The following is a 23,043-nucleotide window of genomic DNA, read 5'->3' on the forward strand; positions in this document are numbered from 1 at the left end:
ATTTAGCCGAATAAATGGGTCCCCCGCTTTTTTCTTAATTATAATTTGATACTAAAAATTATAAATAAAACTAAGCGATTGCTATTCTTTATTTCAATATGAATTATACATCAAAAAAAATATTTGTCAATAGTTTTTTTTAAATATTAACATTATTTTTATACTAATGTACCTAATTTTTTTCCACCTAGTAGATGGAAGTGGATATGAAATACTTCTTGTCCACCATATTCATTACAGTTAGTGATTACTCTGTAACCTTCTTCCGCTATTCCTAAATCTTTTGCAATTTTTGCAATAGCTAGATACATTTCACCGATTAACTCTCTGTCTTCTTCTTTTATATCATTGATAGTAGGTATCTCTTTTTTAGGGATTACTAATATATGAATAGGAGCTTGAGGGTTAATATCTTTAAAAGCTAGAACTTTATCATTTTCATAAACTATACTAGCTGGGATCTCTCTATTAATAATTTTTGTAAAAATTGTAGCCATATCAATTCTCCCTTCTTAAGTTTGATGTTAGTCTTCTAACATTTCTACTCTAGCAACGTGTCTTCCACCTTCGAAAGCTGTAGTAAGGAAAGTATCAACCATTTCAAGAGCTAATACATCTCCAACCATTCTAGCACCGAAAGCTAAAACGTTAGCGTCGTTATGTTCTCTAGTAAGTCTAGCCATTGTAGTATTCATACAAAGAGCAGCTCTTACACCTTTAACTTTATTAGCAGCGATAGAAATTCCTATACCTGTTCCACAGATAACAACTCCGTAGTCAGCTTCTTTTTTAGCAACAGCTTCTCCAACAGCTTTTCCATAAACTGGATAGTTAACAGATTCTGTTGAATGACAACCTAAATCAAGAACTTCATATCCTTTTTTTTCTAAATGAGATTTTACTTTTTCTTTTAATTCATATCCACCGTGGTCGCAACCTAAAGCAATTTTCATTTTTTTAACTCCTTAAATATTTATATTAGAAACCTTCAAATAGAGGTTCTCCAAATTCTAATTCTTTGTCAGTAGCTTCTCTAACACCTAAAACTTCTAATTCAAATCTAACATTTCTTCCAGCAAATGGGTGGTTTCCATCAGCTGTAACAACATCATCTTCAACTTTTGTGATAACGAAAGATTGCTCAGAACCATCTTCTAAGTCAGCTATAAAGTCAAGTCCAACATAGATATCCTCAAATTCAACGAAGTCTTTTCTGTCCATTTCAACAACTAATTCTTCGTCACGTTCTCCGTATCCTTCTTCAACAGTTAAAGAAACTGTATCTTTATATCCAGCTTTTTGACCAGTTAAAACTTCTTCGATTTTTGGAACGAAAGCTCCCATACCTTGAATATAGAAGAAAGGTCCAACTTCTTTAGTATCTTCTAATAATTCGTTAGTGTCATTGTCATATACTTTAAACTCAACAGTAACAACTTTACCTTCAGATATAGTGTTTGTGTTTCCTTTAGCTCTTTCAGAAGCTAATTTTTCTCTCAACTCTTTTATTTTATCTTCGTGGTTATGTCCACAACAACATTCTCCATCTTCATGGTGATGATGATGTTCATGTCCTCCACAACATTCGTGTTCTTTTTCGTGGTCATGTCCACAACAACATTCTTTTTCTTTATCCATAATAACACCTCTCTTGTTTTAATTTGCTATCAATAGTATATCATATCTTGAGTTAATTTTCTCTCTTTTTTTAAATTTTATATCCCATATTTTCTTTGACTAGGTCACAATTTTTTTTATCTGTTAAAATCTCTAGTAAAATAAATGCCATTCTGAGTGCTGACTCAGGATTTGCAGTTGTAAAAATATTTTCATCACGGACTATAGTATCTTTTATAGGTATAGCACCAAATTTTTTAAGCTGACTAAAATATCTCTCATTATCAAGGAAATATGTTGTAGCTTTTTTATTTTGTAAAACAGAAGCCTCTCCTAAAAGTATAGCTCCAGTACAAATCCCAACTATAATTTTATTTTTTTTATAAAATTTTTGAATAATATCTTGGATTTTTGGATTTTTACCATCTTTAAAAAATCCTGCCATGCCAAATCCACCTGGGATTACAAGAGCATCAAACCTGTCTATATCAATTTCATCTACTAATAAATCGATCTCTGTTTTTAGACCAAGGCTCCAAGTACATTTGATATCTTTTCCAAAAGAAGCAGTTTCCAATTTGATAGGATTTCCTTTATCTCCAACAACTGAGTTCCAACCAAAGACATCTATAAATGGAGAAACTTCTAAAATTTCAACTCCACTAGCCAGAAAAACTAAAATACTTTTCAAAATCATACTCCTTTTAACAAAAAATAAAAAAAATAAAAAAACTGTTGACTAATTCTGAAAAAAAACATAAAATACAGTAATGTAAGAAAATTATAACACAAAAATCTAAAAATTAAAATATGGAGGTAAGAAAGAAAAGAATGGCAAAATTAGATCAAAATTTGACACCATTATTTACAGTGCTAAAAGATGTATATGTAAAAAGAAATATAACACCTTTCCATGTACCTGGCCACAAACAAGGTAAAGGAATGGATAAAGAATTTCTTGAATTTTTTGGAGAAAATCCTTTAAAAATGGACGTTACAATTTTTAAAATGGTTGACGGATTACACCACCCAAAAAGTTGTATAAAAGAAGCTCAAGAATTAGCAGCAGACGCATATGGAGTTAAAAAAAGTTTCTTTGCTGTTAACGGTACATCTGGTGCGATTCAAGCCATGATTCTTTCAGTTGTAAAGGCTGGAGAAAAAATATTAATTCCTAGAAATGTTCATAAATCAGTTTCTGCTGGTATTATTCTAGCTGGAGCAATACCTGTATATATGAATCCTGTTATAGATAACGACTTAGGAATAGCTCACGGAGTTAGACCAAGTACAGTTGAAAAAATGTTAGAACTACACCCAGACGCAAAAGCAGTTCTAATTATAAACCCTACATACTATGGAGTGGCTACTGATATTCAAAAAATAGCTGCTATAGTTCATAGACATGATATTCCATTAATAGTTGACGAAGCTCACGGACCACATTTACATTTCCATGAAGATTTACCAATGTCAGCTGTTGATGCTGGAGCAGATATCTGTTGTCAAAGTACACATAAAATCTTAGGTGCTATGACTCAAATGTCTTTATTACATGTAAACTCAGACAGAGTTGACCCAACAAGAGTACAACAAATCTTAAGTTTACTTCACACAACTTCACCATCTTATCCTTTAATGGCATCTCTTGATTGTGCAAGAAGACAAATCGCCACTCAAGGAAGAGAATTACTTTCAAGAACAATCGAACTAGCAAACTATGCTAGAGCTGAGATAAATAAAATAGCTGGAATGTACTCATTCGGTGAAGAAATAGTTGGAAGAGAGGGAATATTTGCATTTGACCCTACAAAACTTACAGTATCAGCAAAAGCTTTAGGAATAACTGGATTTGACTTAGAAACAATGTTAACAGATGAATATAACATTCAAGTTGAACTTTCAGATTTCTACAACGTTTTAGGACTTATCACAATTGGAGATACAAAAGAAAGTGTTGATACTTTAATAAGAGCTTTACAAGACATCAGTGACAGATATTTCAATACAAAAGAAATCAAAAAAATAAAAACTTCAAGAATACCAGCTATCCCAGAGCAAGAACTAAACCCAAGGGAAGCATTCTACAGTGAAACTTCAAAAGTACCTTTCAAAGACAGTCTTGGAAAAATCTGTGCTGAGATGATAATGGCTTATCCACCTGGAATTCCTATCATCATTCCTGGAGAAAGAATTAGTAAAGAAGTTATAAACTATGTAGAAGAATTACGTGAACAAAAAACTCACTTACAAGGAATGGAAGACCCTAATCTTGAATACATCAACATCATTGAAGATGAAGACGCAATGTACCTATACACTGAAAAAATGAGAAACAGAATCTTTGGTGTTCCTCTAAATCTTGGAGCAGATAGATCTGGTATTGAGTTCGGTATTGATGTATTATACGAAAACTTCTCAGATACTTTCGGTGAAATAGAAATGATAGACGTTGATAAACAAAGAGAAGACTTCAACGTTCCTATGATGAAATATAAAAATACTATCCTTAACACTTGTGAAAAAATAGCTAAAATGGTAGATGAAGCTGTTGAAGATGGATACAGACCAATAACAATTGGAGGAGACCACTCAATAGCTCTTGGAACTATCTCTGGAGTAGCAAAATCTAATCCAAATCTTGGAGTTGTGTGGATTGACGCTCATGCTGATATGAACACAGAAGAAACTACAATCAGTGGAAATATCCACGGAATGCCACTTGCTTTCTTACAAGGTGAGGGAGATACAGATATGGTTAACTGTTATTTTGAGGGAGCTAAAATAAAACCTGAAAATGTAGTTATCCTTGGAGCTAGAGATATAGACGTTAGAGAATATGACGTTATCGAAAAACTTGGAGTAAAAGTTATACCTTATGACGATGTAATGCGTCAAGGAATAGAAGCTGTACTTGAAGAAATCGGAGATTACTTAAAAGTTTCTGATATCCATATAAGTTTTGACGTAGATTCATTAAATCCAAAATTTGCTCCTGGTGTAAGTACTCCAGTTAAAAATGGATTTGACGAAGAAGATATCTTCAAAACATTCAAATATTTATTCAAAAACTACTTCATAACATCTGTTGATATAGTTGAATATAACCCAGTTTATGATAAGAGTTTAAAAACAGCTGCAATAGTTAGAGATATTACAGAATATATGATCAATCCAATATATTAATAAAAAATATGTACCTAGTTTTCTAGGTACATTTTTTTTGTATTATATTTTTTATAATTCTATCAAACCATAAAATTTATTTTTAGTAAAGATATAGATTATATTATAGTTGATAGGATTAAATTTTAATTGAATCTGTATTCCCTCAAGGTCTTCTAGTATATTAGATTTAAAAATATTGTTTTTAAGTCTAAAACTAGAGGCTGAAACTTTTCTTGTGGTTGTTTGTAAGAAAATATCAAGCTCTCTTAAGAAATTTTTATTTTCTATAAGACTTGGTTCAAACTTAAAATTAAGCTCTGGATTATCAAGATAAAGATACTGGTCTAAAAAATTTATAAGCTCCTCTTTTTCAAATATTTTATCCTTATCAAAAAATATTTTATTTAAGTCATCATTTAAAAGAGAAATAAACTTTTGAAGATTTTTATCAGAGTTTGTATAGTTAGAGATTTTTATATTTACATTGTCAAAAATCTCTTTAAATAGACTTTTATTTATTATATTTTCTGAATCAATAAGTATCTCTTTTGGTTTTGTAGGTCGATTTTGAAAAATAGAATTTTTTAGAATACTTTCTCTGATGAAACCAAGTATAGAATAGATATTTGTTGGCTCAATATTTATTGTATAGTGGATAACTTTTAAGTTTACTAAATCGAAAAGTAGAAGAATTGTTGGAACTACTACCTTATCTCCTTGAACCAAAATAGATAGAGGAACTTCTATCACTGAAAAAATTTCATTGGATTTTTTTATTTTTTCTATATGATATGACATAGATTTTTTGAAAAACCCATCAATATTATTTAAAATCCTGTAAAAAGTAGGATAACTTATGCTATAATTTTTTTCTTTTAAAAAACTTTGACAATTTTCATAGAGCTTTGATATATTTGATTCTTTCTCTTTTGAACAAAATTTTTTTATAAGAGATAAACCTTCTTCATCAACAGATTTAAAGGAGTTTTTATCTTCTCTTTCTTTTTTTTCTAGTCCAAACATACCATTTTCTTTGTATGATTTTATCCATCTTTTAAGGGTAGCATAGGATATACCAGTCTCTAATTCAATCTCTTTTAATTTTTTTTCTTTTTTTAAAAAAGGCTCAATTATTTTAAATCTTTTTATCTTTATTTCTTCATGAGAATCCATATAGAACCTCCATTTTATGCTAGAATTAAATGTACAATAATATGATACACTATTATTTTATAAAAATCAAATAAAAAATTTTTCTAAAAAAAGGCTCATTTTTTTAGAAAAAAACTTTGACTTTTTCTGACTGATATGATAATATTATTTCATACAAATAATAAAACAAAAAAGACAAAAAAAGTATTGTTTATACCTATATATCTCGAGAAAATATTTTTTTGTCAAAAAATTAAAAAGGAGGATATGTGAAATTTTTCACATAAATGAGGAAATGAAAGCATTTGCAGAGATTCAAAAAGTAGGAAAAGCTTTGATGACTCCAGTTGCAATTTTACCAGCAGCAGGATTATTTCTAGCTTTTGGAAACAAATTGGGGATACCTTTAATGGAACAAGCAGGAAATATTATTTTTGCAAACTTACCTCTTTTATTTGCAATAGGGGCAGCTATTGGTTTAGTAGGAGGAGACGGAGTTGCAGGACTATCAGCTGTAATAGCAATACTTGTTATGAATACAACGATGGGAATTGTTTCTAATGCCGCAGCAGAAGTTGCAGCAAATAATACAGCTTACGCTATGGTAATGGGAATACCAACATTACAAACAGGAGTTTTTGGAGGATTAATAGCAGGGGTTATAGCAGCTATCTGTTATAAAAAATTCTATAAAACAGAACTTCCTCCATTTTTAGGATTTTTCGCTGGAAAAAGATTAGTTCCAATTGTTACAGCAGTTTTAGCATTTTTAGTTGGACTTGCTATGCCAGTTATCTGGATTCCTTTCCAAATGGGACTAGAAAAATTAAGTTTCTTAGCTAATGAAACTAATACAAATATCTCTACTTTCCTTTTTGGAGTAACTGAAAGAGCTTTAATACCATTAGGATTACATCATATATTCTATTCTCCATTCTGGTATCAATTTGGTGAATATGTAAATAATGCTGGGGAAATAGTAAAAGGTGACCAAACAATATGGTTTGCAATGTTAAAAGATGGAGTAACTAATTTTTCAAGTGCTACATATCAAGGAGCTGGAAAATTCTTAACTGGAAAATATCCATTTATGATGTTTGGGTTACCAGCAGCAGCTTTAGCAATGTACCACGAAGCAAAACCATCTAAGAAAAAAATAGCAGGGGGGATTTTACTTTCAGCAGCTTTAACATCTTTCTTAACTGGAATTACTGAACCATTAGAGTTTTCATTCCTTTTTGTAGCTCCAGTTTTATACGCAGTACATTGTATCTTTGCAGGTTTATCTTTTATGTTGATGAACTTATTCGGTGTTAGAATAGGAATGACATTCTCAGGAGGATTAATTGACTACCTAGCTTTTGGAGTTTTACCTGGTACAAGTGGATTTGAAAATCACTGGTATATGGTAATAGTAGTTGGACTTGGTCTAGCAGTTATCTATTATTTTGGATTTAGGTTTGCAATCAGAAAATTTAATCTTATGACTCCGGGAAGAGAGGAAGACACTGCAGAAGAAACAACAGAAAAAGTTGGAGAGAAAGAACTTGTTGTTGGAGTTTTAAATGCGTTAGGTGGAAAAGAAAACCTAGTATCTTTGGATGCTTGTATAACAAGACTTAGAGTAGAGGTAAAAGATACAACTAAGGTAGAGGACAAAGAGTTAAAAAAATTAGGAGCTTCTGGAGTATTGAAAGTTGGAAAAAATGGAGTTCAAGCAATATTTGGTGCAAAAGCTCAATTTATCTGTAATGATTTGAAAAAATTAACAGGAATATAAAAATAAAGAAATCACAATACAATCTATTTTAAAAATAAATTACACCCTCTAGTTTAGTTATCTAAGTTAGAGGGTGTAATAATTTAATATATTAGTTATCTTTGTATTTGAGAAAATTTAATTAGTCTTTTACAAGAATTTTTTCTATTTCAGCTATATAGATAAGATGGTATCCCCCACCTTCTCCATTTGCATTATTTTCTCCACCGTACCATTTACCAGCAAATTCAGAATCCATAAAATCTTCTGGTCTAAGAGGAGTAGTACATAATTTTCTACAAGTAAAGCTCATTCTTGCTTCTTCAAAGTAAGGTGTTTCTCCATCATGAAGTACAGTAAATCCGCATTTTGCTATTTTGTCTTCAGTTCTTCCTGAAACTACTCCACAATATGCAAGTTGTTTTTTGAAAGATGGATCAAAAACAGTTAATGAAAATGTATCTGAAGCTTCTAAAAATTCGTGAGTGTATCTTTCAGGACGAACAGCTACAAAAACAACGTCCTTTTTCCACATTACTCCAAATCCTCCCCAACCAACTGTCATTGTATTTACTTTTCCTTCTTTTTCTGCTGTCATTAAAAACCAATCTTTTGCAAAAAGATTAAAAGTATTTTCCTTTAATTCATTAGGTTTAATTTCGTGAAATGCCATAATTTTCCTCCCTTTTTATTCCCCGTCATATAAATAATTTTTTAATTGTTCAATGCTCATTCCAGCAATTCCTAACTCTTCTGCAGTTCTTCCTGTCTTACGACAATCTTGTCCCATAGCAATACTTCCTATAGTGATGAAAGAATCCATTATAGGAGTTTCAACTCCAACTAATTTACCGATAACAGACCAACCAACTAAACCAAATGGAATATCTTCTGTAAAGTATCTATTAGTTAATCCATCAGGACCTTTAATTTTTCCAAATTGTTCATTTTTTGTAATAGCTTCATAAATATTTGTTTTTACACTTCCTGAAGAACCAAGAGCATCTACAACAGATATAGCTTTATATCCTAATTTTTTTATAATGTTCATTCTTTCTTCATCTAAAGCTTCTGTTACTTTTCCTACACAAGGAGTAATTCCTTCTTTATAGAACCAAAATTCTCCTTTCATAAGTTCTATTCTTCCAGCATTCATTATACAACCAGGAACGTGAACAACTGGATTTAAAGTAAATAATCCACTTTCTATTACACTTTCACTTGCTGATACTGGATAGAATTTCTTTAATTCTTCTATAACTTCTGCTGTTTTTTTAGCAGGCATAACTCCTGTTTTTAAAGGAGAATGTACTCCCATTACCATTGATTCTCCAGGACCCATAAGTCTTGTATCATATGGTAAAGTATATGACTCAGCAAAAGCCACATCTTTTTTAATTCCTTTCTTTTTCATTTTATTCCAGAAAATAAGAGAACCAAATGTTCCTGCAAGAATTAAAATTATTTGTCCATCTTCTAAATGGTCAACAAGAAGATCTGCATAATAACTGTGACCAAATGCTGGAACAGCTATAACAATATATTTTACACCTTTTACAGCTTCAGAAATATCAGTAGTAACCATTGCAAGATTTCCTACTCCCTCTCCTAAAACACCGTGTTGTATTATTTGCTTAGTTTCGAAAACTTTTTGCATTTTTCCAGCAAATTTTTCGTCTTCAAACATACGCACTTCAAAGCCTCTTCTTGCAAAATCCGCTGCGGCTGCGTGAGCACCATTTCCTCCTCCTAAAACTGCTACTAATTCACCCATTAAAATCACCCCTTTGTATAAATTTCTACAAAATTTTAACTTCTTATATTTTAGCATTGAAAAAATTATTTGTATAATCTATAATCTATATATCAGATTATATAATAAAAATATAAGGGCGAGGAATCAAGATGAATATTCAATATTTAAAATACGTAGTCGAAGTGGATAAGATGGGCTCTATAAACAAGGCTGCAAAAAATCTTTATATGGGACAACCAAATTTAAGTGCTGCTATAAAAGAATTGGAAAAAGATTTAGGAATTTCTATTTTTTATAGAAGTAAAAAGGGAGTTTTTCCTACAAAAGAGGGGGAGAAATTTTTAGTTTATGCTAAAAAAATAATTTCGGACATTAATCAATTGGAATCTTTATACACAGCAAATACAGACTCTACAATACGTTTTAGTATAGCTGCTTGTAGAGCTACTTATATTACAATGGCTGTTTCAAATTTTATAAACGATTTGAAAAATAAAAAAGAGATGACAGTTAATTTTAATGAAACTAACTCATTAAATGTTATTCACGAGGTAGCAAATGGAAATGCTGAAATAGGTATTATTCGTTGTCAAAATATTCACGAGAACTTTTTTGTTTCACTTTTAAAAAGTAAAAATCTTATTTTTGAACCTCTATGGGAGTTTAAAATGCTTTTGACTTTTTCGGAAAATCACCCCTTGGCTTCAAAGAAAAAAATAAAAGCTGAAATGTTGAAAAAATACATAGAGATTATTCAAGGGGATATAAAAATCCCTGTTGAAAAAAATAATAAAACTATAGATTCATACCAAACCTCTCCACAGAGCATAAGTGTCTATGATAGAGGTAGTCATATTAATCTTTTGGTAAATGTTAATGAAGCATTTATGTGGGTTCCGATACTTCCTGAAAATATCTTAAAAAGAAATCGTCTTACTCAGAGAGAGTGTACTGACTTACAAATCATAACAAAAGATATTCTTGTCTATTCAGCAGAAAGGAAGCAAAGTAACTATATTAAAAATTTTATTTCCTCTTTAAAAAAAGTTATAAATAATATTCCTACTATAGATGAGGGATTTTTAATTTAATTTATTTTGATTTTCTTTTGTAGAGAGAAGATAAAGAGTAAAAATCATATTAAATTAATTAGTAAAAAAGATTTTTTTGTGCTATAATTTTTTTATAAAATTCTAACAAATATTAGGATTATAAAAAAGAATAAAGGAGGAAAAAAATGAAAAAGATACTTTTAGGTGCGTTTCTTTTAATATCTTCTGTTAATGCACTAGCTTTTGATGCACATTTTAGATTAGGAGCTATTACAAACTCTTCATCTTATAACAAAGAAAGTGGAAGTTTTGAAAATTATGCTCCAACATTTGGAGTTGAAGTAACACAAAGTTTTGCTTTGGCTGACTTAGGTGTTGGAATAGCATATAACAAAAGTATAGAAGATGTTGAAGTTGAAACTATACCAGTTTACGGACTTGCAAAATTTAACTTTTTCCCTCTTCTTCCAATACAACCATATGTAGTTGGAAAATTAGGAACAACTCTTTACAGTGATGACGATTATAGAGGAAAAGATGCTACAACATATTATGGAGCAGGAGTAGGAATGTATTTTCTAAATATGGAAGCAGAACTCCTATACTCTAGAACAAAAGTAGAAGATGATGACTTAAATCAAGTTTCATTTGTAGTAGGATTTAGTATATTCTAATAAAAAAATTAATAATCAAAAAATGAGAAACCTCCCAAATATTTGGGAGGTTTCAAGTATATAGGGTATTGTAAGAAAATCTCTTAATTATAGGTTACCACAGAAGTTTAAGAAGAAAGTGATGATCGCAGCATTTGTAAAGTTACTGATAAGACCACCTATTACTGGTACAACGAAGAAAGCGATTTTTGAATATCCATATTTATCACAAACAGTTTTCATTGTTGCCATTGATACTGGTACAGCTCCTAAACCAAATCCTGTATGTCCTACTGCCATAACTGCTGCGTCGTAGTTCTTTCCAAGTAATCTGAAAGAGATAAATGCAGCGAAAGTAACCATTAAAACAACTTGAGCTATTAATAATATTACCATAGGAATTGCAAGGTCAGCTAATTGCCATAATTTCATAGTCATTATTGACATTGTAACGAACATTGCAAGAGAAATTTCTCCTAAAATATCTATAGATTCATATAAAGCCTCATCTTCACCGATACAAGTATCATATATGATTCTTATTAAAAGTCCACCAAGCATACATAAAACGTGGATAGGTAAGTTTACACCAGGTAAAACTTTTTTAAGGATAACAAGAAGTGTAGCTCCAAATCCACAAGCGATAAACATTAGACAAGCACCTTTTAAACTTCTAGCTTTATTCATTATAAATTCTTTTTGGTTAGCTTTTTCCATTTCAGCTATCTCTTCAGCTGTAGCATTTCCTTTTAAACCATATTTTTGAACGATAGCATTTCCTAAAGGTCCACCAACGATACAACCAGAAATTAATCCAAATGTAGCAGCCGCAATAGCAACTTCAACAGCTCCAGTAGCTCCCATTTGTTCAGCTATTGGGGCAAATGATGCAGCATTTCCGTGTCCACCAGTCATTGGGATAGAACCAGTCATAAGAGCGATTAAAGGTTTAACTCCTAAAACTTTTCCAAGACCAACTGCTAAAACGTTTTGTAAAAATGCAGTAACTGCAGCCAAGATAGTGAAGATAACTATTAGTTTTCCACCTTTTTTAAGTAAGCTAAGTCCAGCAGCAGCTCCACTAGCAGCGAAGAATAAACAATAGAATAAAGTATTTGTAGTTTTACTATCAAATTTAAAATCCACAATTCCGTTAACGTGTAATCCACAAGCTATAATTGCAAATAAAAGCCCCCCTACAACAGCTGATGGAATACAGTACTTTTTCAAAATAGGAAATTTATTTCTTAAATAATCTCCTAACCAAATTAATAAAACTGTGAATGCAAGTGTTTGGAATATATCCAATTTAATCTCTAGCATATAAAAACCTCCCTACAAAGTAAATAAAAACTATATAGAATATATAGCAATTTTTATACCAAATATTAAAAAAATTTATATCCTTAATATATAAGGGAAAAGAAAAAAATAAAAATAAAAAATATATTAAAATAGGAAAAAAATTCCAAAAATAAAAAAATAAGATGGAAAATAATTCCTATATAAGTAATTTTTGCTAAGGAATGAAATCCGTGATATAATGAAAAAGAGATTATATTTTTATGAAAGAGGATAAGTAGATGAAAAAAATAATAGTTATTTTAACGATTTTATTTTTATTTGTTGGGTGTGGAAGAGTTCAGAAGAGAGGAAACCAAAAAATCTCGAGACATTTTACATTTTATGAGGCTACATATAGCTCTTATGGGAAAAGACATAGAATCTCCAACTATCCAACAAGGGCAGACTACAAAAGAATAAGAAGCACAGCTCAGAGAATGGAGAGAATAAGAAAAATAGTGGGAAAACAAATCCATATAAATAGTTGGTATAGAGGTTATAAAATAAATAGGAGAGTAGGGGGAAGTAGTACTTCTGCCCATACAAAAGGTTTAGCTGTTGATTTTAAAGTAAATGGAAGTGAAAGAGAGGCTTTTAATAGAATTATAAAATCAGGTTATAGCTACGACCAGATTATCTATTATTCTAGAAAAGGGTATATTCATATAAGTTTTAAGGAAAATCCTCGCCACGAGAGAAGACAGAGATTTTATAGATAAAAAAATTAATGTTGCCAAATTTTAAAAATAGTGTTGCCAGATCTATTTTTTATAAAGTTATATTATTAGATGAATTATGATAATGATGTGCCATTTGTTGCCAAAGTTTTTATTGAGTTGGCACAGCTTTAATACCTTTTATTTTATATAGTTATAACTAAAATTTTAGATTTGTGCCAAAAGTTGTGAAAAATTATACATATTTATATATGTAAATCTAAATAGGTAAATAAAATTATAATTTAGAAAATTTATATGTATATAGTATATTTAGTGGCACACTTTTCATATTTTTAAATATAAATAATTAATATATCTAAAGTTAGGAATGTGCCAAAAGAAATATTGAATGGCACATTATTTTTTATATCCTTATGTTTTATGAGATTAAGAAAAGTGGCTTTGGCAACACTTTTAGCACAATTAGGCACATAAAAAAATATCCTTTATCAAAGAAATAAAGGATATAATCTATATTATATATTTAGTTTTTAGAAAAATTTAGATATTACCATTTTTGCAAGAGTAATTGATGTAACTATTACGAAGAAAGGTTTAACGAATTTACCACCTTTGCTTATAGCAAGTTTAGCTCCACAATGTCCTCCGAAGAACATAACAGTTCCAAATATCAAAGCATAAGTATACTCAATATTTCCATAATAGATAAACATAATAAGACTTGCAAAGTTTCCTACTAAATTTAAAACCTTGGCATTTCCAGTAGAGATAACAAAGTCCATTCCATATATTTTTATAAAAGCAAATAAAAGGAAAGACCCAGTTCCTGGACCAAAGAAACCATTATAAAATCCGATAACTGTTGACATAATGCAACCAGCGATTATATTTTTTTTGTTAAGCCCTTTGAAATTATCTTCTAAACCGATATTTTTATTGACAACTGTATAGATAAGCATTATAAATAATAAAAATATAATAAGTGGTTCTAATATTTTATCATCTATCAAATTAAGTACATAAACACCTAGACAAGCTCCCAAAAAGTTTAATGGCACAAGGTATTTAAGCAGTGATGTAGTCATTTTACCAGAGGTAAAAAATTTGATGCAACTTCCAACAGAAGATATAGTTGAGGCAAGTTTATGACTTCCCATAACAAGATGGATAGGAATTCCGATAGACATAAAAGCAGGTAGACTAATCAGACCTCCACCACCAGCAATAGCATCAACAGCAGCAGCAATAAAACTTAAAACACCAACAAAGATAAAATTTTCCAAAGGCATACCAAACATAATATTTCCTCCTAGTCAAATAAAGATACCCCAATATAATAATAGTTTATAAAAGTCATTTTGTCAATAAAAATACTAAAGAAAAAAGAGAATATATTAAAATATCCTCTTAAAAAATTTTCTTATTAAAAAAGTATTCCTAAATAGTATTTGTAAGAATTTTCTATATGATTTCTAAAAGCCTTTACTGCTTTTTCCTTTTCCCCAGCCAAGATATAATTGATAGTTTCAATATGCTCCCTATTAGATTCCTCTATTCTCTCTTTGCTTTTTTTATCAAAAGAAAGCTTTCTAATTCTCACTAGATGTTCAAAAGTAGTGTTTAGCATATTTTTAACAAAAACATTGTCAACAGAATTAAAAATATAAAGATGGAAATCGTTATCAAGTTTATCTCTTTCAGATTGATTCCAACTCTCATACTCTTCAAATCTACTTTTGAAAAGTTGTAATTTAACAGATGAAAGGTTAGCAAATGCAAGTTCTAGGACAGCTGGTTCAAAGTGGATCCTCACTTCAAAAATAGCATTGACCATATTCTCATCTACCTCAGTTACAAAGATTCCTTTACGTGGCATATTTGTAACCCAAAGCTCATTCTCAAGTCTTGATAGAGCCTCTCTTACAGGAGTTCTACTTATTTCTAAAAGATCTCCTAACTTTTTTTCTTCTAAGTATTCTCCGGGAGAAAACTCAAGATTTATAATTTTATCTTTTATAATACTGTAAGCTTTTTCTTTTAAATTAACATAATTCCCCATAAAAAACCTCTTTTCATTCTACAAATAGTCTATTTATAGTATACTCTTTTCAACAAAAAATATCAAATGATTTATAAAAAAAACCTTTTAATCGTTAAGACTAAAAGGTTTAGTAGTTTATTAATGGCTGGGATGGCTGGATTCGAACCAACGCATAACGGAGTCAAAGTCCGTTGCCTTACCGCTTGGCGACATCCCAACTTATTTGGACTTGTTAATTATACCAAATAAAATAATAGTTGTCAATTAAAAAATATTTTTTTATTAAAAAGTATTGATATTCAACTATTTGTTTTGAGTTTTTGCTATTAATTTAGCAACTATTTCTTCTAAAGCGTCGTGAGCGGCATTTTTTTCACCAGAACCGATATAAGGATTTCCAGAGTCACCAGCAGTAACGATAGCAGGGTTCATAGGAACTTTTCCTAAGAAATCTACACCTAAATCATTAGCAGCTTTTTCTCCTCCACCAGTTTTAAATATGTCGATTCTTTCTCCACAGTGTGGGCATACAAATCCACTCATATTTTCTACTATACCAAGGATTGGTAAGTTGATAAGTTTTGAGAATTTAATAGATTTTCTTGAGTCAAGAATAGATACATCTTGAGGAGTAGTAACAATAACACTTCCATCAGCTTTTCCAATAGATTGAGCAATTGTTAAAGGTTCATCTCCTGTTCCAGGTGGTAAGTCAACTACAAGGTAGTCAAGTTCTCCCCATTGAACATCTCCTAAAAATTGGTGTATTGCTCCTATTTTTGCAGGTCCTCTCCAGATAATAGGGTCATCAGAAGAACCTAAGAAGAAACTTAGAGAAACTACTTTTAATTTTCCATCTAATAATTCTAATGGTTTGAAAGTAGCTGCTTTATATCCTTCTTTTCCTAACATAAGTGCAACATTTGGTCCGTGAATATCAGCATCTAAAATCCCTACTGTGTAACCTTTTAGAGCTAGACCGTAAGCGATATTTGTAGACATAGTAGATTTTCCAACTCCACCTTTTCCACTCATAACAACGATTTTATGTTTAACTTGTTCCATATTTTTTTTAACTCTTAGGTCAAGTTCACTCATTTCTTTGTTAACCATATGATTTTTCCTCCTAAACTTATAAGAATTTGTTTTCTTAAACTTTACAAAATTAACTATAATACAAAATAATTTTACTACTGATTTTATTAAATGTCAATAGAATATCAAATCAAAGTTATATAAATAAAAATTTGTTGATTTTTTCAGAAAAAAAGTATATACTATGTATATACTAAAAGAAAGGGGTGGTTTTTATGGCATTAACTACTTCAATTTGTAAATGGGGTAATGGTCAAGGAATTAGAATACCAAAAAATATTTTAGATGTTTTAGGGTGGAATGAGTCTGAAAAAGTGGAGATTATAGTTGAAGATAATTCTGTAAAAATAAAAAAAGTGTCTGCTAAAGAGAGAAAAAATATAAAAGAATTATTTAAAAATTACGACGGAGTTTATACAAAAGAAACTATTGATTGGGGAGAGCCAGTAGGTAAAGAGATATGGTAAAACAAGGGGATATTATAAAAGTCAATCTTAATCCACAAGCAGGACATGAACAGGCAGGCTATAGACCAGCTGTGGTTGTAAGTAATGATACTTTCAACAAAATGGCAAGATTAGTAATACTTTGCCCAATAACAAATACTAAAAATAATTTTCCACTTCATATTCCTCTAGATGAAAGAACTAAAACTACTGGGACTGTTTTATGTGAACATATAAGAGCAATTGACTTAGAGGCAAGACCTCATATTTTTATAGAAAAAATTCCAGATGATATACTAGAGAATATTATTGATGTTGTATTTGCTGAAATAGAAAAAGAATAATAAGATTAAAGGGACTGTTGCATTTTTTATAACAGTCCCATTTTAATAAAAATTATTTATCTATTTTGTTTTCTTCAAAATTCCAAGGATATTTATTTATATAATAATCAGCAAAAGGTACAAATATAGAAATTATAGCAAGAACAAATAAAAGTCCTTGATACCATAAATATGGTAATACATCAAAGAATGTAACAGCACCATTTGCGAAACCTATAAGAATTAACATTTGAGCTCCATAAGGGATAATTCCTTGAGCAACACAAGAGAATATATCCAAAATAGTTGCAGTTTTTTTTGGGTCAACCTTGAATTTATTACTTATATTTTTAGCGATTGGTCCATTTATAATTATAGCCACAGTATTATTTGCAACAGCCATATCTATAAGACCTACTAAAGTTCCAATACCGATAAGAGCAGATTTTTTTCCTTTTATCATAGTTTGGATTTTAGAGATAAGCCAGTTGATACCTCCAGCTCTTTTTACCATTTCAGCAAGTCCACCAGTAAGAAGTGATAACAAGAAAATCTCTATCATTTTTTCAAATCCTTTGTAGATATTGCTAGAAAATCCAAGTAGTGTAAAATCAGGAACTACACAAAGTCCAATAGCTCCAGCACTTAATACTCCAACAGTTAAAACTAAAAATACATTTATACCAGCTAGTGAAAGTCCAAGAACTAATATATAAGGTAGTATTTTTATAAAAGAATAATCATAAACTTCTGGTGGAATAATTGTTGCAGGTTTTCCAAAAACTACTAATAATATAATAGTGATAATAGCAGCAGGAGCAGCCACCATAAGATTTACTCTAAATTTGTCCCTCATCTCAACCCCTTGAGTACGAGTAGCAGCGATAGTTGTATCAGATATAACAGAAAGATTGTCACCAAATATAGCTCCACCAATAAGAGCAGCAAGAACAAGTCCAAGTGATACTCCAGATTTTTCAGCAAGTCCAACTCCTATAGGACCAAGTGACACGATAGCTCCAACAGATGTTCCTGTGGCTGTAGAGATAAATCCAGCAATGATAAAAATCCCAGCGGCTATATATTGAGGCGGAATAAATGTAAGTCCAAAATTAACAGCAGAATCAACACCACCCATAGCAGAGGCAACTTGAGCAAAAGCTCCAGCCAAAAGATAAACTATACACATTATAAGAATATCTTCATTTCCGCAACCTTTTAAAAAACTATCAAATTTTTCATTAAAACTTCCTTTAAAAATTAAAAAAGCCACTATGATACCTACAAATATTGCAACTGGTGATGGTAGTTGATAAAATGCCATCTCAGTTCCTTTAAATTGAAGATAACACCCAGTACCTAAATAAACTAAAATAAAAACTAAAAAAGGCACAAGTCCTCTAAAACTACTTTTCTCTTGAGACATCTCTCCCCCTTATAAATTTAATAATCATTACATTATAAAATATATAAGTAAAAAAGTCAATTTTCTATTAAAATTAAAGAAATAAAAAATTCTCATAAAAAGATAAAAAAAATATATGGCATTTAATAAATATTTATGATATAATCTATAAGTTAAATATATAATGAGATAAGGAGAATAAAATGTTTGGAAAATTAGACGAAGTTGTAAAAAGACACGAAGAATTAACTGCATTATTAGGTACTATTGAAGTTGCTAGTGATACAAAAAAAATGATTGAATATAACAAAGCATTAAACGAAATAACTCCAATAGTTGAAAAATATAATGAGTACAAATCATATAAAGAAGATTTAGATTTTATAAAAGAAAATATCAAGTCTGAAAAAGATCACGAAATGAAAGCTATGATGCAAGAAGAGATGGCAGAAATTGAAGAAAAATTACCTGACCTTGAAAATGAATTAAGAATATTACTTCTTCCAAAAGACCCTAACGATAATAGAAACGTTATCATAGAAATAAGAGGAGGAGCTGGAGGAGACGAGGCTGCTCTATTTGCTGGGGACTTATATAGAATGTACACAAGATACGCTGAAAGAAAAAGATGGAAAATAGACGTTATCGAATTCCAAGAAATCGGTGTTGGAGGAGTAAAAGAGGTTGTATTCTCAATCAGTGGACAAGGAGCTTACTCAAAATTAAAATATGAATCTGGAGTTCACAGAGTACAAAGAGTTCCTGAAACAGAGGCTGCAGGAAGAGTTCATACATCAACAGCAACTGTTGCAGTTTTACCAGAAGTTGATGAAGTAGAACAAATTCAATCAATCAACCCATCTGAATTAAAAATTGATACGTATAGATCTGGAGGAGCAGGGGGACAACACGTTAATATGACTGACTCTGCTGTTAGAATTACTCACTTACCTACAGGAATCGTAGTTCAATGTCAAGATGAAAGATCTCAATTAAAAAATAGAGAAAAAGCTATGAAACACTTACTTTCAAAATTATATGAGATGGAATGTGAAAAACAAAGATCTCAAGTTGAAAGCGAAAGAAAACTTCAAGTAGGAAGTGGAGCTAGATCTGAAAAAATAAGAACATACAACTTCCCTCAAGGAAGAATTACAGACCACAGAATAAAATATACTGTTTATCAATTAGAGGCATTCTTAGACGGAGATTTAGAAGAGATGATAGATGCCTTAACAACATTTGACCAAGCTGAAAAATTAAAAAATATTGCGGGGTAGGTCAATGAGATTATTAGAAATAATAAACTTTTCAAAGGAGTATTTGGAAAAATACTCCTTTTCCAAATCTAGGGTAGAAAGTGAAAAGCTAATAGCTTATGTACTTCATATGGATAGGATAAATCTTTATTCAAACTTTGAGATGGAACTTACAGAGAGCGAAAAAAAAGAGATAAAAACTTTTCTTAAAGAGATGGCTAGAAAGAGAAAAGGTTTTGAGGAAATCTTAAAAGAAAAAGAAGATACAAAAGAGATAGAAAAACCTCAAGAGGATTTTAAAAGCGAAAATATAGAAATTCTTACAAAATCAATTCAATATTTAAAAAAATATGGGGTAGATAACGCAAAGCTTGATGCAGAATATATTTTTGCCAATGTTCTTGGAATTAAAAGAAATGCTTTGATGTTAAATTTTCATGATAAAATTTCTGAGGAACAAAAATCACAAATAAGAGAATATATAGTAAGAAGAGGGAAAAAAAGAGAACCACTTCAATATATTCTTAAAGAGTGGGAGTTCTACGGTTTACCATTTATAGTCGACGAGAGAGTTCTTATTCCTAGACCAGATACAGAGATTTTGGTAGAAGAGTGTAAATTTTTATTAGAGGGGCTAGGAAATGACGAGCCTAAGATTTTAGATATCGGTACAGGAAGTGGAGCTATATCTATTTCTCTTGCAAAACTTTTCCCAAAATCAAAAGTTTTTGGTGCTGATATAAGTAAGAAAGCTTTAGAAGTAGCCACTCAAAATAGAGAACTAAATGGCGCGAGCAACGTAACATTTGTGGTGTCAGATGTATTTGAAAATATATTGGAAAAAGATTTTGATCTTATAGTTTCAAACCCACCATATATTCCACTTACTGAGTACGAGGAGCTTATGCCAGAGGTAAAAAATTATGAGCCTATGGGAGCTTTGACAGATAAAGGTGATGGATATTATTTTTATAGAAAAATATCAGAAGAGGCTTATGATTTTCTAAAAAAAGGTGGATACCTTGCCTTTGAAGTTGGATATAATCAAGGTGAAGAAGTTAGTAACATAATGAAAAAAATCGGTTATGAAGTAATGGGAATTATAAAAGATTATGGAAATAATCAAAGGGTAGTTATCGGTAGAAAGGAGTAAAATGTCTACTTTATTAAAAGATTACGAATATGATTTACCAGAAAGATTGATTGGTCAACACCCAAGAGAGCCAAGAGATCATTCAAGACTTATGGTAGTTGATAAAAAAAATCAAACTACAGAGGATAAACATTTTTATGATATAATAGATTATCTAAAAGAGGGAGATGTCTTAGTAAGAAACTCTACTAAAGTTATTCCTGCAAGACTTATCGGAAGAAAAGAAACAGGAGCAGTTTTAGAGATATTTTTATTAAAAAGACAAAGTATAGATACTTGGGAATGTCTAGTAGGACACGCTAAAAAATTAAAACTTGGACAAAAAGTTTATATTGGAGAAAATAACGAACTTGTAGGAGAACTTCTTGAGATAAAAGATGACGGAAATAGAATTATAAAATTTTATTTTGAGGGAGTTTTTGAGGAAGTTTTAGATAAACTTGGAGAAATGCCACTTCCACCATATATAGTTGAGGAGTTAGAAGATCAAACTAGATACCAAACTGTTTATGCAAAAAGAGGAGAATCAGTTGCAGCTCCAACAGCTGGACTTCACTTTACAGAAGAACTTTTAGAAAGAATAAAAGCAAAAGGTATAATAATAGTTGATATATATTTAGAGGTTGGACTTGGAACTTTTAGACCTGTGCAAGTGGAAGATGTATTACAACATAAAATGCATACAGAAAAATTTGAGATACCAAAAGAGGCTTGTGAGATTATAAACAAAGCTAAGAAAGAGGGAAGAAGAATAGTTGCTGTTGGTACTACAACAGTTAGAGCTTTAGAATCAGCTGTTGACAAAAATGGAAATCTTATAGAAGAAGTAGCAGATACAAATATTTTTATCTATCCAGGATATAAATTTAAAATGATAGATGCACTAATTACAAATTTCCATCTTCCAAAATCAACTTTACTTATGCTTGTATCAGCATTTAGTTCAAGAGAGTTTATGCTAAAAGTTTATAGAGAGGCTGTGGAAAAAGAATATCATTTCTTCAGTTTCGGAGATGCAATGTTTATTTATTAATAAATTGAGAGGTAAAATATGAAAATAATAGCAGGAACTGCTAAAGGGAGAAAATTAAAAAGTAGAAAGGGTATGGACACAAGACCAACTCTTGCTAATGTAAAAGAATCACTTTTTTCTATAATTCAAAATTATATAGAAGGGTGTCGTTTCTTAGATCTTTTTAGTGGAACAGGAAATATCGCTTTAGAGGCTCTAAGTAGAGGGGCAGAAAAAGCTGTAATGATAGAAAAAGACCCTGAGGCTCTTAAGGTAATAATCGAAAATATAAATGATTTAGGTTTTGAAAATAAGTGTAGAGCTTATAAAAATGATGTTATAAGAGCTGTTGAAATACTTGGGAAGAAAAAAGAAAAATTTGATATAATATTTATGGATCCACCATATAAAGAGGAACTTTGTAGAAAAGTTTTAAAAGCCATAAGAAAAGCAGATATTTTAGAAAAAAATGGTTTAATAATCTGTGAACACCATATATTTGAAGACTTAATAGCTGATGAAGAGGGATTTAAGTTTACAGATAGAAGATTATACAGTAAAAAGGCAATATCATTCTATGTTAATGAAGAGTAGTTTTTTTAGTGAAGGGAGGAAGAAAAATATGAAAAAATGGGTAATAGCATTGATAATTTTAATTATCGGTATTTCTTCTTTTGCCAAAGAAAAAGTCACTGTAGTAGATGAAAACTATCTTATGGAAAACTATGAAAAGACAAAAGAGTATAATGAAAAATTACGTCTTATGAAAGAGGCGATTGAAAAACAATATTCGGTAACCTTTGATGAAAATATGGATAAATTGGAAAAAACAAAGGAGTACCAAAACTTCAAAAAAACTAGAGAAGAGCTAAGCCAAGAGATTAATCTAGAGATTGAATGGGCTATGTATGTTGTTTGTGAAACTGAAAATTTATATAATAAAGGGATATTCCTTTATGGAAGAACAAATGATATTACAAAAAAGGTGTTAGATTTTTTAAATGAAGAATATAAAAGAGAAAATCCTTTTAAGAAAAAAATGAAAAAAACAGATATAATGGGCGTTATAGCCTAAAAAATAAGGAGTTGTTGCAAATTTAATAAAAAATGCAACAGCCTCTTTTTATT

24 protein-coding genes and 1 tRNA gene are annotated in these 23,043 nt (G+C 30.4%); 12 read left to right on the forward strand and 13 right to left on the reverse strand.

What is annotated here, in order from left to right; genetic code table 11:
• Positions 1–158 precede the first annotated feature (158 nt).
• The 4 genes from I6E15_RS00710 to I6E15_RS00725 form a co-directional block, all read right to left on the reverse strand.
• Positions 159–497 carry a histidine triad nucleotide-binding protein gene (locus I6E15_RS00710; RefSeq protein ID WP_177162049.1) on the reverse strand — a complete coding sequence of 113 codons (339 nt, stop codon included), beginning with the start codon at positions 495–497 and terminating at the stop codon, positions 159–161.
• Positions 498–524: 27 nt separating this feature from the next.
• Positions 525–953: a ribose 5-phosphate isomerase B gene (gene rpiB, locus I6E15_RS00715; protein WP_235243440.1), complete on the reverse strand. Its 429-nt coding sequence runs from the start codon at positions 951–953 to the stop codon at positions 525–527.
• A gap of 25 nt (positions 954–978) precedes the next feature.
• Positions 979–1,452 carry an FKBP-type peptidyl-prolyl cis-trans isomerase gene (locus tag I6E15_RS00720; RefSeq protein WP_235243524.1) on the reverse strand — a complete coding sequence of 158 codons (474 nt, stop codon included), beginning with the start codon at positions 1,450–1,452 and terminating at the stop codon, positions 979–981.
• 256 nt (positions 1,453–1,708) lie between these two features.
• Positions 1,709–2,308, reverse strand: a complete 600-nt coding sequence (locus I6E15_RS00725) for a DJ-1/PfpI family protein (protein WP_235243442.1) — start codon at positions 2,306–2,308, stop codon at positions 1,709–1,711.
• A gap of 140 nt (positions 2,309–2,448) precedes the next feature.
• On the opposite strand from I6E15_RS00725, the gene I6E15_RS00730 reads away from it, so the two are divergent.
• Complete coding sequence (locus I6E15_RS00730) at positions 2,449–4,803, forward strand: aminotransferase class I/II-fold pyridoxal phosphate-dependent enzyme (RefSeq protein WP_177162045.1); 2,355 nt, start codon at positions 2,449–2,451, stop codon at positions 4,801–4,803.
• 51 nt (positions 4,804–4,854) lie between these two features.
• Here I6E15_RS00730 and I6E15_RS00735 read toward each other — a convergent pair whose 3' ends face one another.
• Entirely contained in the window at positions 4,855–5,958 is a 1,104-nt protein-coding gene (locus tag I6E15_RS00735) for a Mu transposase C-terminal domain-containing protein (RefSeq protein WP_235243444.1), read from the reverse strand.
• 274 nt (positions 5,959–6,232) lie between these two features.
• Here I6E15_RS00735 and ptsG point away from each other — a divergent pair, with 274 nt between their 5' ends.
• Positions 6,233–7,717, forward strand: a complete 1,485-nt coding sequence (gene ptsG / locus I6E15_RS00740; RefSeq protein WP_235243445.1) for a glucose-specific PTS transporter subunit IIBC — start codon at positions 6,233–6,235, stop codon at positions 7,715–7,717.
• Between the two features lie 121 nt (positions 7,718–7,838).
• On the opposite strand, the gene I6E15_RS00745 is transcribed toward ptsG, so the two are convergent.
• Together I6E15_RS00745 and I6E15_RS00750 are read right to left on the reverse strand one after the other, a co-directional pair.
• Entirely contained in the window at positions 7,839–8,369 is a 531-nt protein-coding gene (locus I6E15_RS00745) for a flavin reductase family protein (protein WP_235243447.1), read from the reverse strand.
• 15 nt (positions 8,370–8,384) lie between these two features.
• Positions 8,385–9,470, reverse strand: a complete 1,086-nt coding sequence (locus I6E15_RS00750; protein ID WP_177162041.1) for an NAD/NADP octopine/nopaline dehydrogenase family protein — start codon at positions 9,468–9,470, stop codon at positions 8,385–8,387.
• Between the two features lie 131 nt (positions 9,471–9,601).
• On the opposite strand from I6E15_RS00750, the gene I6E15_RS00755 reads away from it, so the two are divergent.
• Together I6E15_RS00755 and I6E15_RS00760 are read left to right on the forward strand one after the other, a co-directional pair.
• Positions 9,602–10,543 carry a LysR family transcriptional regulator gene (locus tag I6E15_RS00755; protein WP_235243449.1) on the forward strand — a complete coding sequence of 314 codons (942 nt, stop codon included), beginning with the start codon at positions 9,602–9,604 and terminating at the stop codon, positions 10,541–10,543.
• Between the two features lie 146 nt (positions 10,544–10,689).
• On the forward strand, positions 10,690–11,178 hold the full coding sequence (locus I6E15_RS00760; RefSeq protein ID WP_177162039.1) for an outer membrane beta-barrel protein: 489 nt from the start codon (positions 10,690–10,692) through the stop codon (positions 11,176–11,178).
• Positions 11,179–11,265: 87 nt separating this feature from the next.
• On the opposite strand, the gene I6E15_RS00765 is transcribed toward I6E15_RS00760, so the two are convergent.
• A complete protein-coding gene (locus I6E15_RS00765) occupies positions 11,266–12,480 on the reverse strand; it encodes a sodium/glutamate symporter (protein WP_235243450.1) in 1,215 nt (404 codons plus the stop codon).
• Positions 12,481–12,740: 260 nt separating this feature from the next.
• Between I6E15_RS00765 and I6E15_RS00770 the strand changes: the two genes are divergently transcribed.
• A complete protein-coding gene (locus I6E15_RS00770; RefSeq protein WP_235243451.1) occupies positions 12,741–13,220 on the forward strand; it encodes a D-Ala-D-Ala carboxypeptidase family metallohydrolase in 480 nt (159 codons plus the stop codon).
• Positions 13,221–13,711: 491 nt separating this feature from the next.
• On the opposite strand, the gene I6E15_RS00775 is transcribed toward I6E15_RS00770, so the two are convergent.
• The 4 genes from I6E15_RS00775 to I6E15_RS00790 all read right to left on the reverse strand — a co-directional run bounded on the left by I6E15_RS00775 (position 13,712) and on the right by I6E15_RS00790 (position 16,335).
• A complete protein-coding gene (locus I6E15_RS00775) occupies positions 13,712–14,479 on the reverse strand; it encodes a sulfite exporter TauE/SafE family protein (RefSeq protein ID WP_235243452.1) in 768 nt (255 codons plus the stop codon).
• A gap of 125 nt (positions 14,480–14,604) precedes the next feature.
• On the reverse strand, positions 14,605–15,240 hold the full coding sequence (locus I6E15_RS00780; RefSeq protein ID WP_235243453.1) for a GntR family transcriptional regulator: 636 nt from the start codon (positions 15,238–15,240) through the stop codon (positions 14,605–14,607).
• A 124-nt stretch (positions 15,241–15,364) separates the two neighbouring features.
• Positions 15,365–15,439, reverse strand: a tRNA-Gln gene (locus tag I6E15_RS00785).
• Positions 15,440–15,525: 86 nt separating this feature from the next.
• The gene (locus I6E15_RS00790; RefSeq protein WP_177161118.1) at positions 15,526–16,335 is read right to left on the reverse strand and encodes an Mrp/NBP35 family ATP-binding protein; all 810 of its coding nucleotides are present in this window, start codon (positions 16,333–16,335) and stop codon (positions 15,526–15,528) included.
• A gap of 197 nt (positions 16,336–16,532) precedes the next feature.
• On the opposite strand from I6E15_RS00790, the gene I6E15_RS00795 reads away from it, so the two are divergent.
• Both I6E15_RS00795 and I6E15_RS00800 read left to right on the forward strand, forming a co-directional pair.
• Positions 16,533–16,784, forward strand: coding sequence for an AbrB/MazE/SpoVT family DNA-binding domain-containing protein (locus I6E15_RS00795; RefSeq protein WP_235243454.1), 252 nt, complete (start codon positions 16,533–16,535; stop codon positions 16,782–16,784).
• Complete coding sequence (locus I6E15_RS00800; RefSeq protein WP_235243455.1) at positions 16,778–17,107, forward strand: type II toxin-antitoxin system PemK/MazF family toxin; 330 nt, start codon at positions 16,778–16,780, stop codon at positions 17,105–17,107. The genes I6E15_RS00795 and I6E15_RS00800 overlap by 7 nt, the downstream gene beginning before the upstream one ends.
• Before the next feature lie 52 nt (positions 17,108–17,159).
• Here I6E15_RS00800 and I6E15_RS00805 read toward each other — a convergent pair whose 3' ends face one another.
• On the reverse strand, positions 17,160–18,512 hold the full coding sequence (locus I6E15_RS00805; RefSeq protein WP_235243457.1) for a Na+/H+ antiporter NhaC family protein: 1,353 nt from the start codon (positions 18,510–18,512) through the stop codon (positions 17,160–17,162).
• Positions 18,513–18,694: 182 nt separating this feature from the next.
• Between I6E15_RS00805 and prfA the strand changes: the two genes are divergently transcribed.
• The 5 genes from prfA to I6E15_RS00830 are packed head-to-tail and all read left to right on the forward strand — an operon-like array spanning position 18,695 to position 22,990.
• On the forward strand, positions 18,695–19,771 hold the full coding sequence (prfA, locus tag I6E15_RS00810; RefSeq protein WP_235243459.1) for a peptide chain release factor 1: 1,077 nt from the start codon (positions 18,695–18,697) through the stop codon (positions 19,769–19,771).
• A gap of 4 nt (positions 19,772–19,775) precedes the next feature.
• Entirely contained in the window at positions 19,776–20,903 is a 1,128-nt protein-coding gene (prmC, locus tag I6E15_RS00815; RefSeq protein ID WP_235243461.1) for a peptide chain release factor N(5)-glutamine methyltransferase, read from the forward strand.
• A 1-nt stretch (position 20,904) separates the two neighbouring features.
• Positions 20,905–21,936: a tRNA preQ1(34) S-adenosylmethionine ribosyltransferase-isomerase QueA gene (gene queA, locus I6E15_RS00820; protein ID WP_235243462.1), complete on the forward strand. Its 1,032-nt coding sequence runs from the start codon at positions 20,905–20,907 to the stop codon at positions 21,934–21,936.
• An 18-nt stretch (positions 21,937–21,954) separates the two neighbouring features.
• Positions 21,955–22,509 carry a 16S rRNA (guanine(966)-N(2))-methyltransferase RsmD gene (rsmD, locus tag I6E15_RS00825; protein WP_177161113.1) on the forward strand — a complete coding sequence of 185 codons (555 nt, stop codon included), beginning with the start codon at positions 21,955–21,957 and terminating at the stop codon, positions 22,507–22,509.
• Positions 22,510–22,537: 28 nt separating this feature from the next.
• A complete protein-coding gene (locus I6E15_RS00830; RefSeq protein ID WP_235243464.1) occupies positions 22,538–22,990 on the forward strand; it encodes a hypothetical protein in 453 nt (150 codons plus the stop codon).
• Positions 22,991–23,043 lie beyond the last annotated feature (53 nt).

This window comes from Fusobacterium perfoetens, from assembly GCF_021531475.1.
Classification (GTDB): domain Bacteria; phylum Fusobacteriota; class Fusobacteriia; order Fusobacteriales; family Fusobacteriaceae; genus Fusobacterium_B.

Excerpts from the sequence above, each read along its gene's own strand:
- I6E15_RS00750 (WP_177162041.1), bottom strand. The coding sequence starts at position 9,470 with ATGGGTGAATTAGTAGCAGTTTTAGGAGGAGGAAATGGTGCTCACGCA.
- ptsG (WP_235243445.1), top strand. The coding sequence starts at position 6,233 with ATGAAAGCATTTGCAGAGATTCAAAAAGTAGGAAAAGCTTTGATGACT.
- prfA (WP_235243459.1), top strand. The coding sequence starts at position 18,695 with ATGTTTGGAAAATTAGACGAAGTTGTAAAAAGACACGAAGAATTAACT.
- rpiB (WP_235243440.1), bottom strand. The coding sequence starts at position 953 with ATGAAAATTGCTTTAGGTTGCGACCACGGTGGATATGAATTAAAAGAA.
- I6E15_RS00735 (WP_235243444.1), bottom strand. The coding sequence starts at position 5,958 with ATGGATTCTCATGAAGAAATAAAGATAAAAAGATTTAAAATAATTGAG.
- I6E15_RS00755 (WP_235243449.1), top strand. The coding sequence starts at position 9,602 with ATGAATATTCAATATTTAAAATACGTAGTCGAAGTGGATAAGATGGGC.
- I6E15_RS00770 (WP_235243451.1), top strand. The coding sequence starts at position 12,741 with ATGAAAAAAATAATAGTTATTTTAACGATTTTATTTTTATTTGTTGGG.
- prmC (WP_235243461.1), top strand. The coding sequence starts at position 19,776 with ATGAGATTATTAGAAATAATAAACTTTTCAAAGGAGTATTTGGAAAAA.
- I6E15_RS00780 (WP_235243453.1), bottom strand. The coding sequence starts at position 15,240 with ATGGGGAATTATGTTAATTTAAAAGAAAAAGCTTACAGTATTATAAAA.
- I6E15_RS00765 (WP_235243450.1), bottom strand. The coding sequence starts at position 12,480 with ATGCTAGAGATTAAATTGGATATATTCCAAACACTTGCATTCACAGTT.
- I6E15_RS00760 (WP_177162039.1), top strand. The coding sequence starts at position 10,690 with ATGAAAAAGATACTTTTAGGTGCGTTTCTTTTAATATCTTCTGTTAAT.
- I6E15_RS00775 (WP_235243452.1), bottom strand. The coding sequence starts at position 14,479 with ATGTTTGGTATGCCTTTGGAAAATTTTATCTTTGTTGGTGTTTTAAGT.
- rsmD (WP_177161113.1), top strand. The coding sequence starts at position 21,955 with ATGAAAATAATAGCAGGAACTGCTAAAGGGAGAAAATTAAAAAGTAGA.
- I6E15_RS00830 (WP_235243464.1), top strand. The coding sequence starts at position 22,538 with ATGAAAAAATGGGTAATAGCATTGATAATTTTAATTATCGGTATTTCT.
- queA (WP_235243462.1), top strand. The coding sequence starts at position 20,905 with ATGTCTACTTTATTAAAAGATTACGAATATGATTTACCAGAAAGATTG.
- I6E15_RS00710 (WP_177162049.1), bottom strand. The coding sequence starts at position 497 with ATGGCTACAATTTTTACAAAAATTATTAATAGAGAGATCCCAGCTAGT.
- I6E15_RS00790 (WP_177161118.1), bottom strand. The coding sequence starts at position 16,335 with ATGGTTAACAAAGAAATGAGTGAACTTGACCTAAGAGTTAAAAAAAAT.
- I6E15_RS00730 (WP_177162045.1), top strand. The coding sequence starts at position 2,449 with ATGGCAAAATTAGATCAAAATTTGACACCATTATTTACAGTGCTAAAA.
- I6E15_RS00745 (WP_235243447.1), bottom strand. The coding sequence starts at position 8,369 with ATGGCATTTCACGAAATTAAACCTAATGAATTAAAGGAAAATACTTTT.
- I6E15_RS00805 (WP_235243457.1), bottom strand. The coding sequence starts at position 18,512 with ATGTCTCAAGAGAAAAGTAGTTTTAGAGGACTTGTGCCTTTTTTAGTT.
- I6E15_RS00795 (WP_235243454.1), top strand. The coding sequence starts at position 16,533 with ATGGCATTAACTACTTCAATTTGTAAATGGGGTAATGGTCAAGGAATT.
- I6E15_RS00800 (WP_235243455.1), top strand. The coding sequence starts at position 16,778 with ATGGTAAAACAAGGGGATATTATAAAAGTCAATCTTAATCCACAAGCA.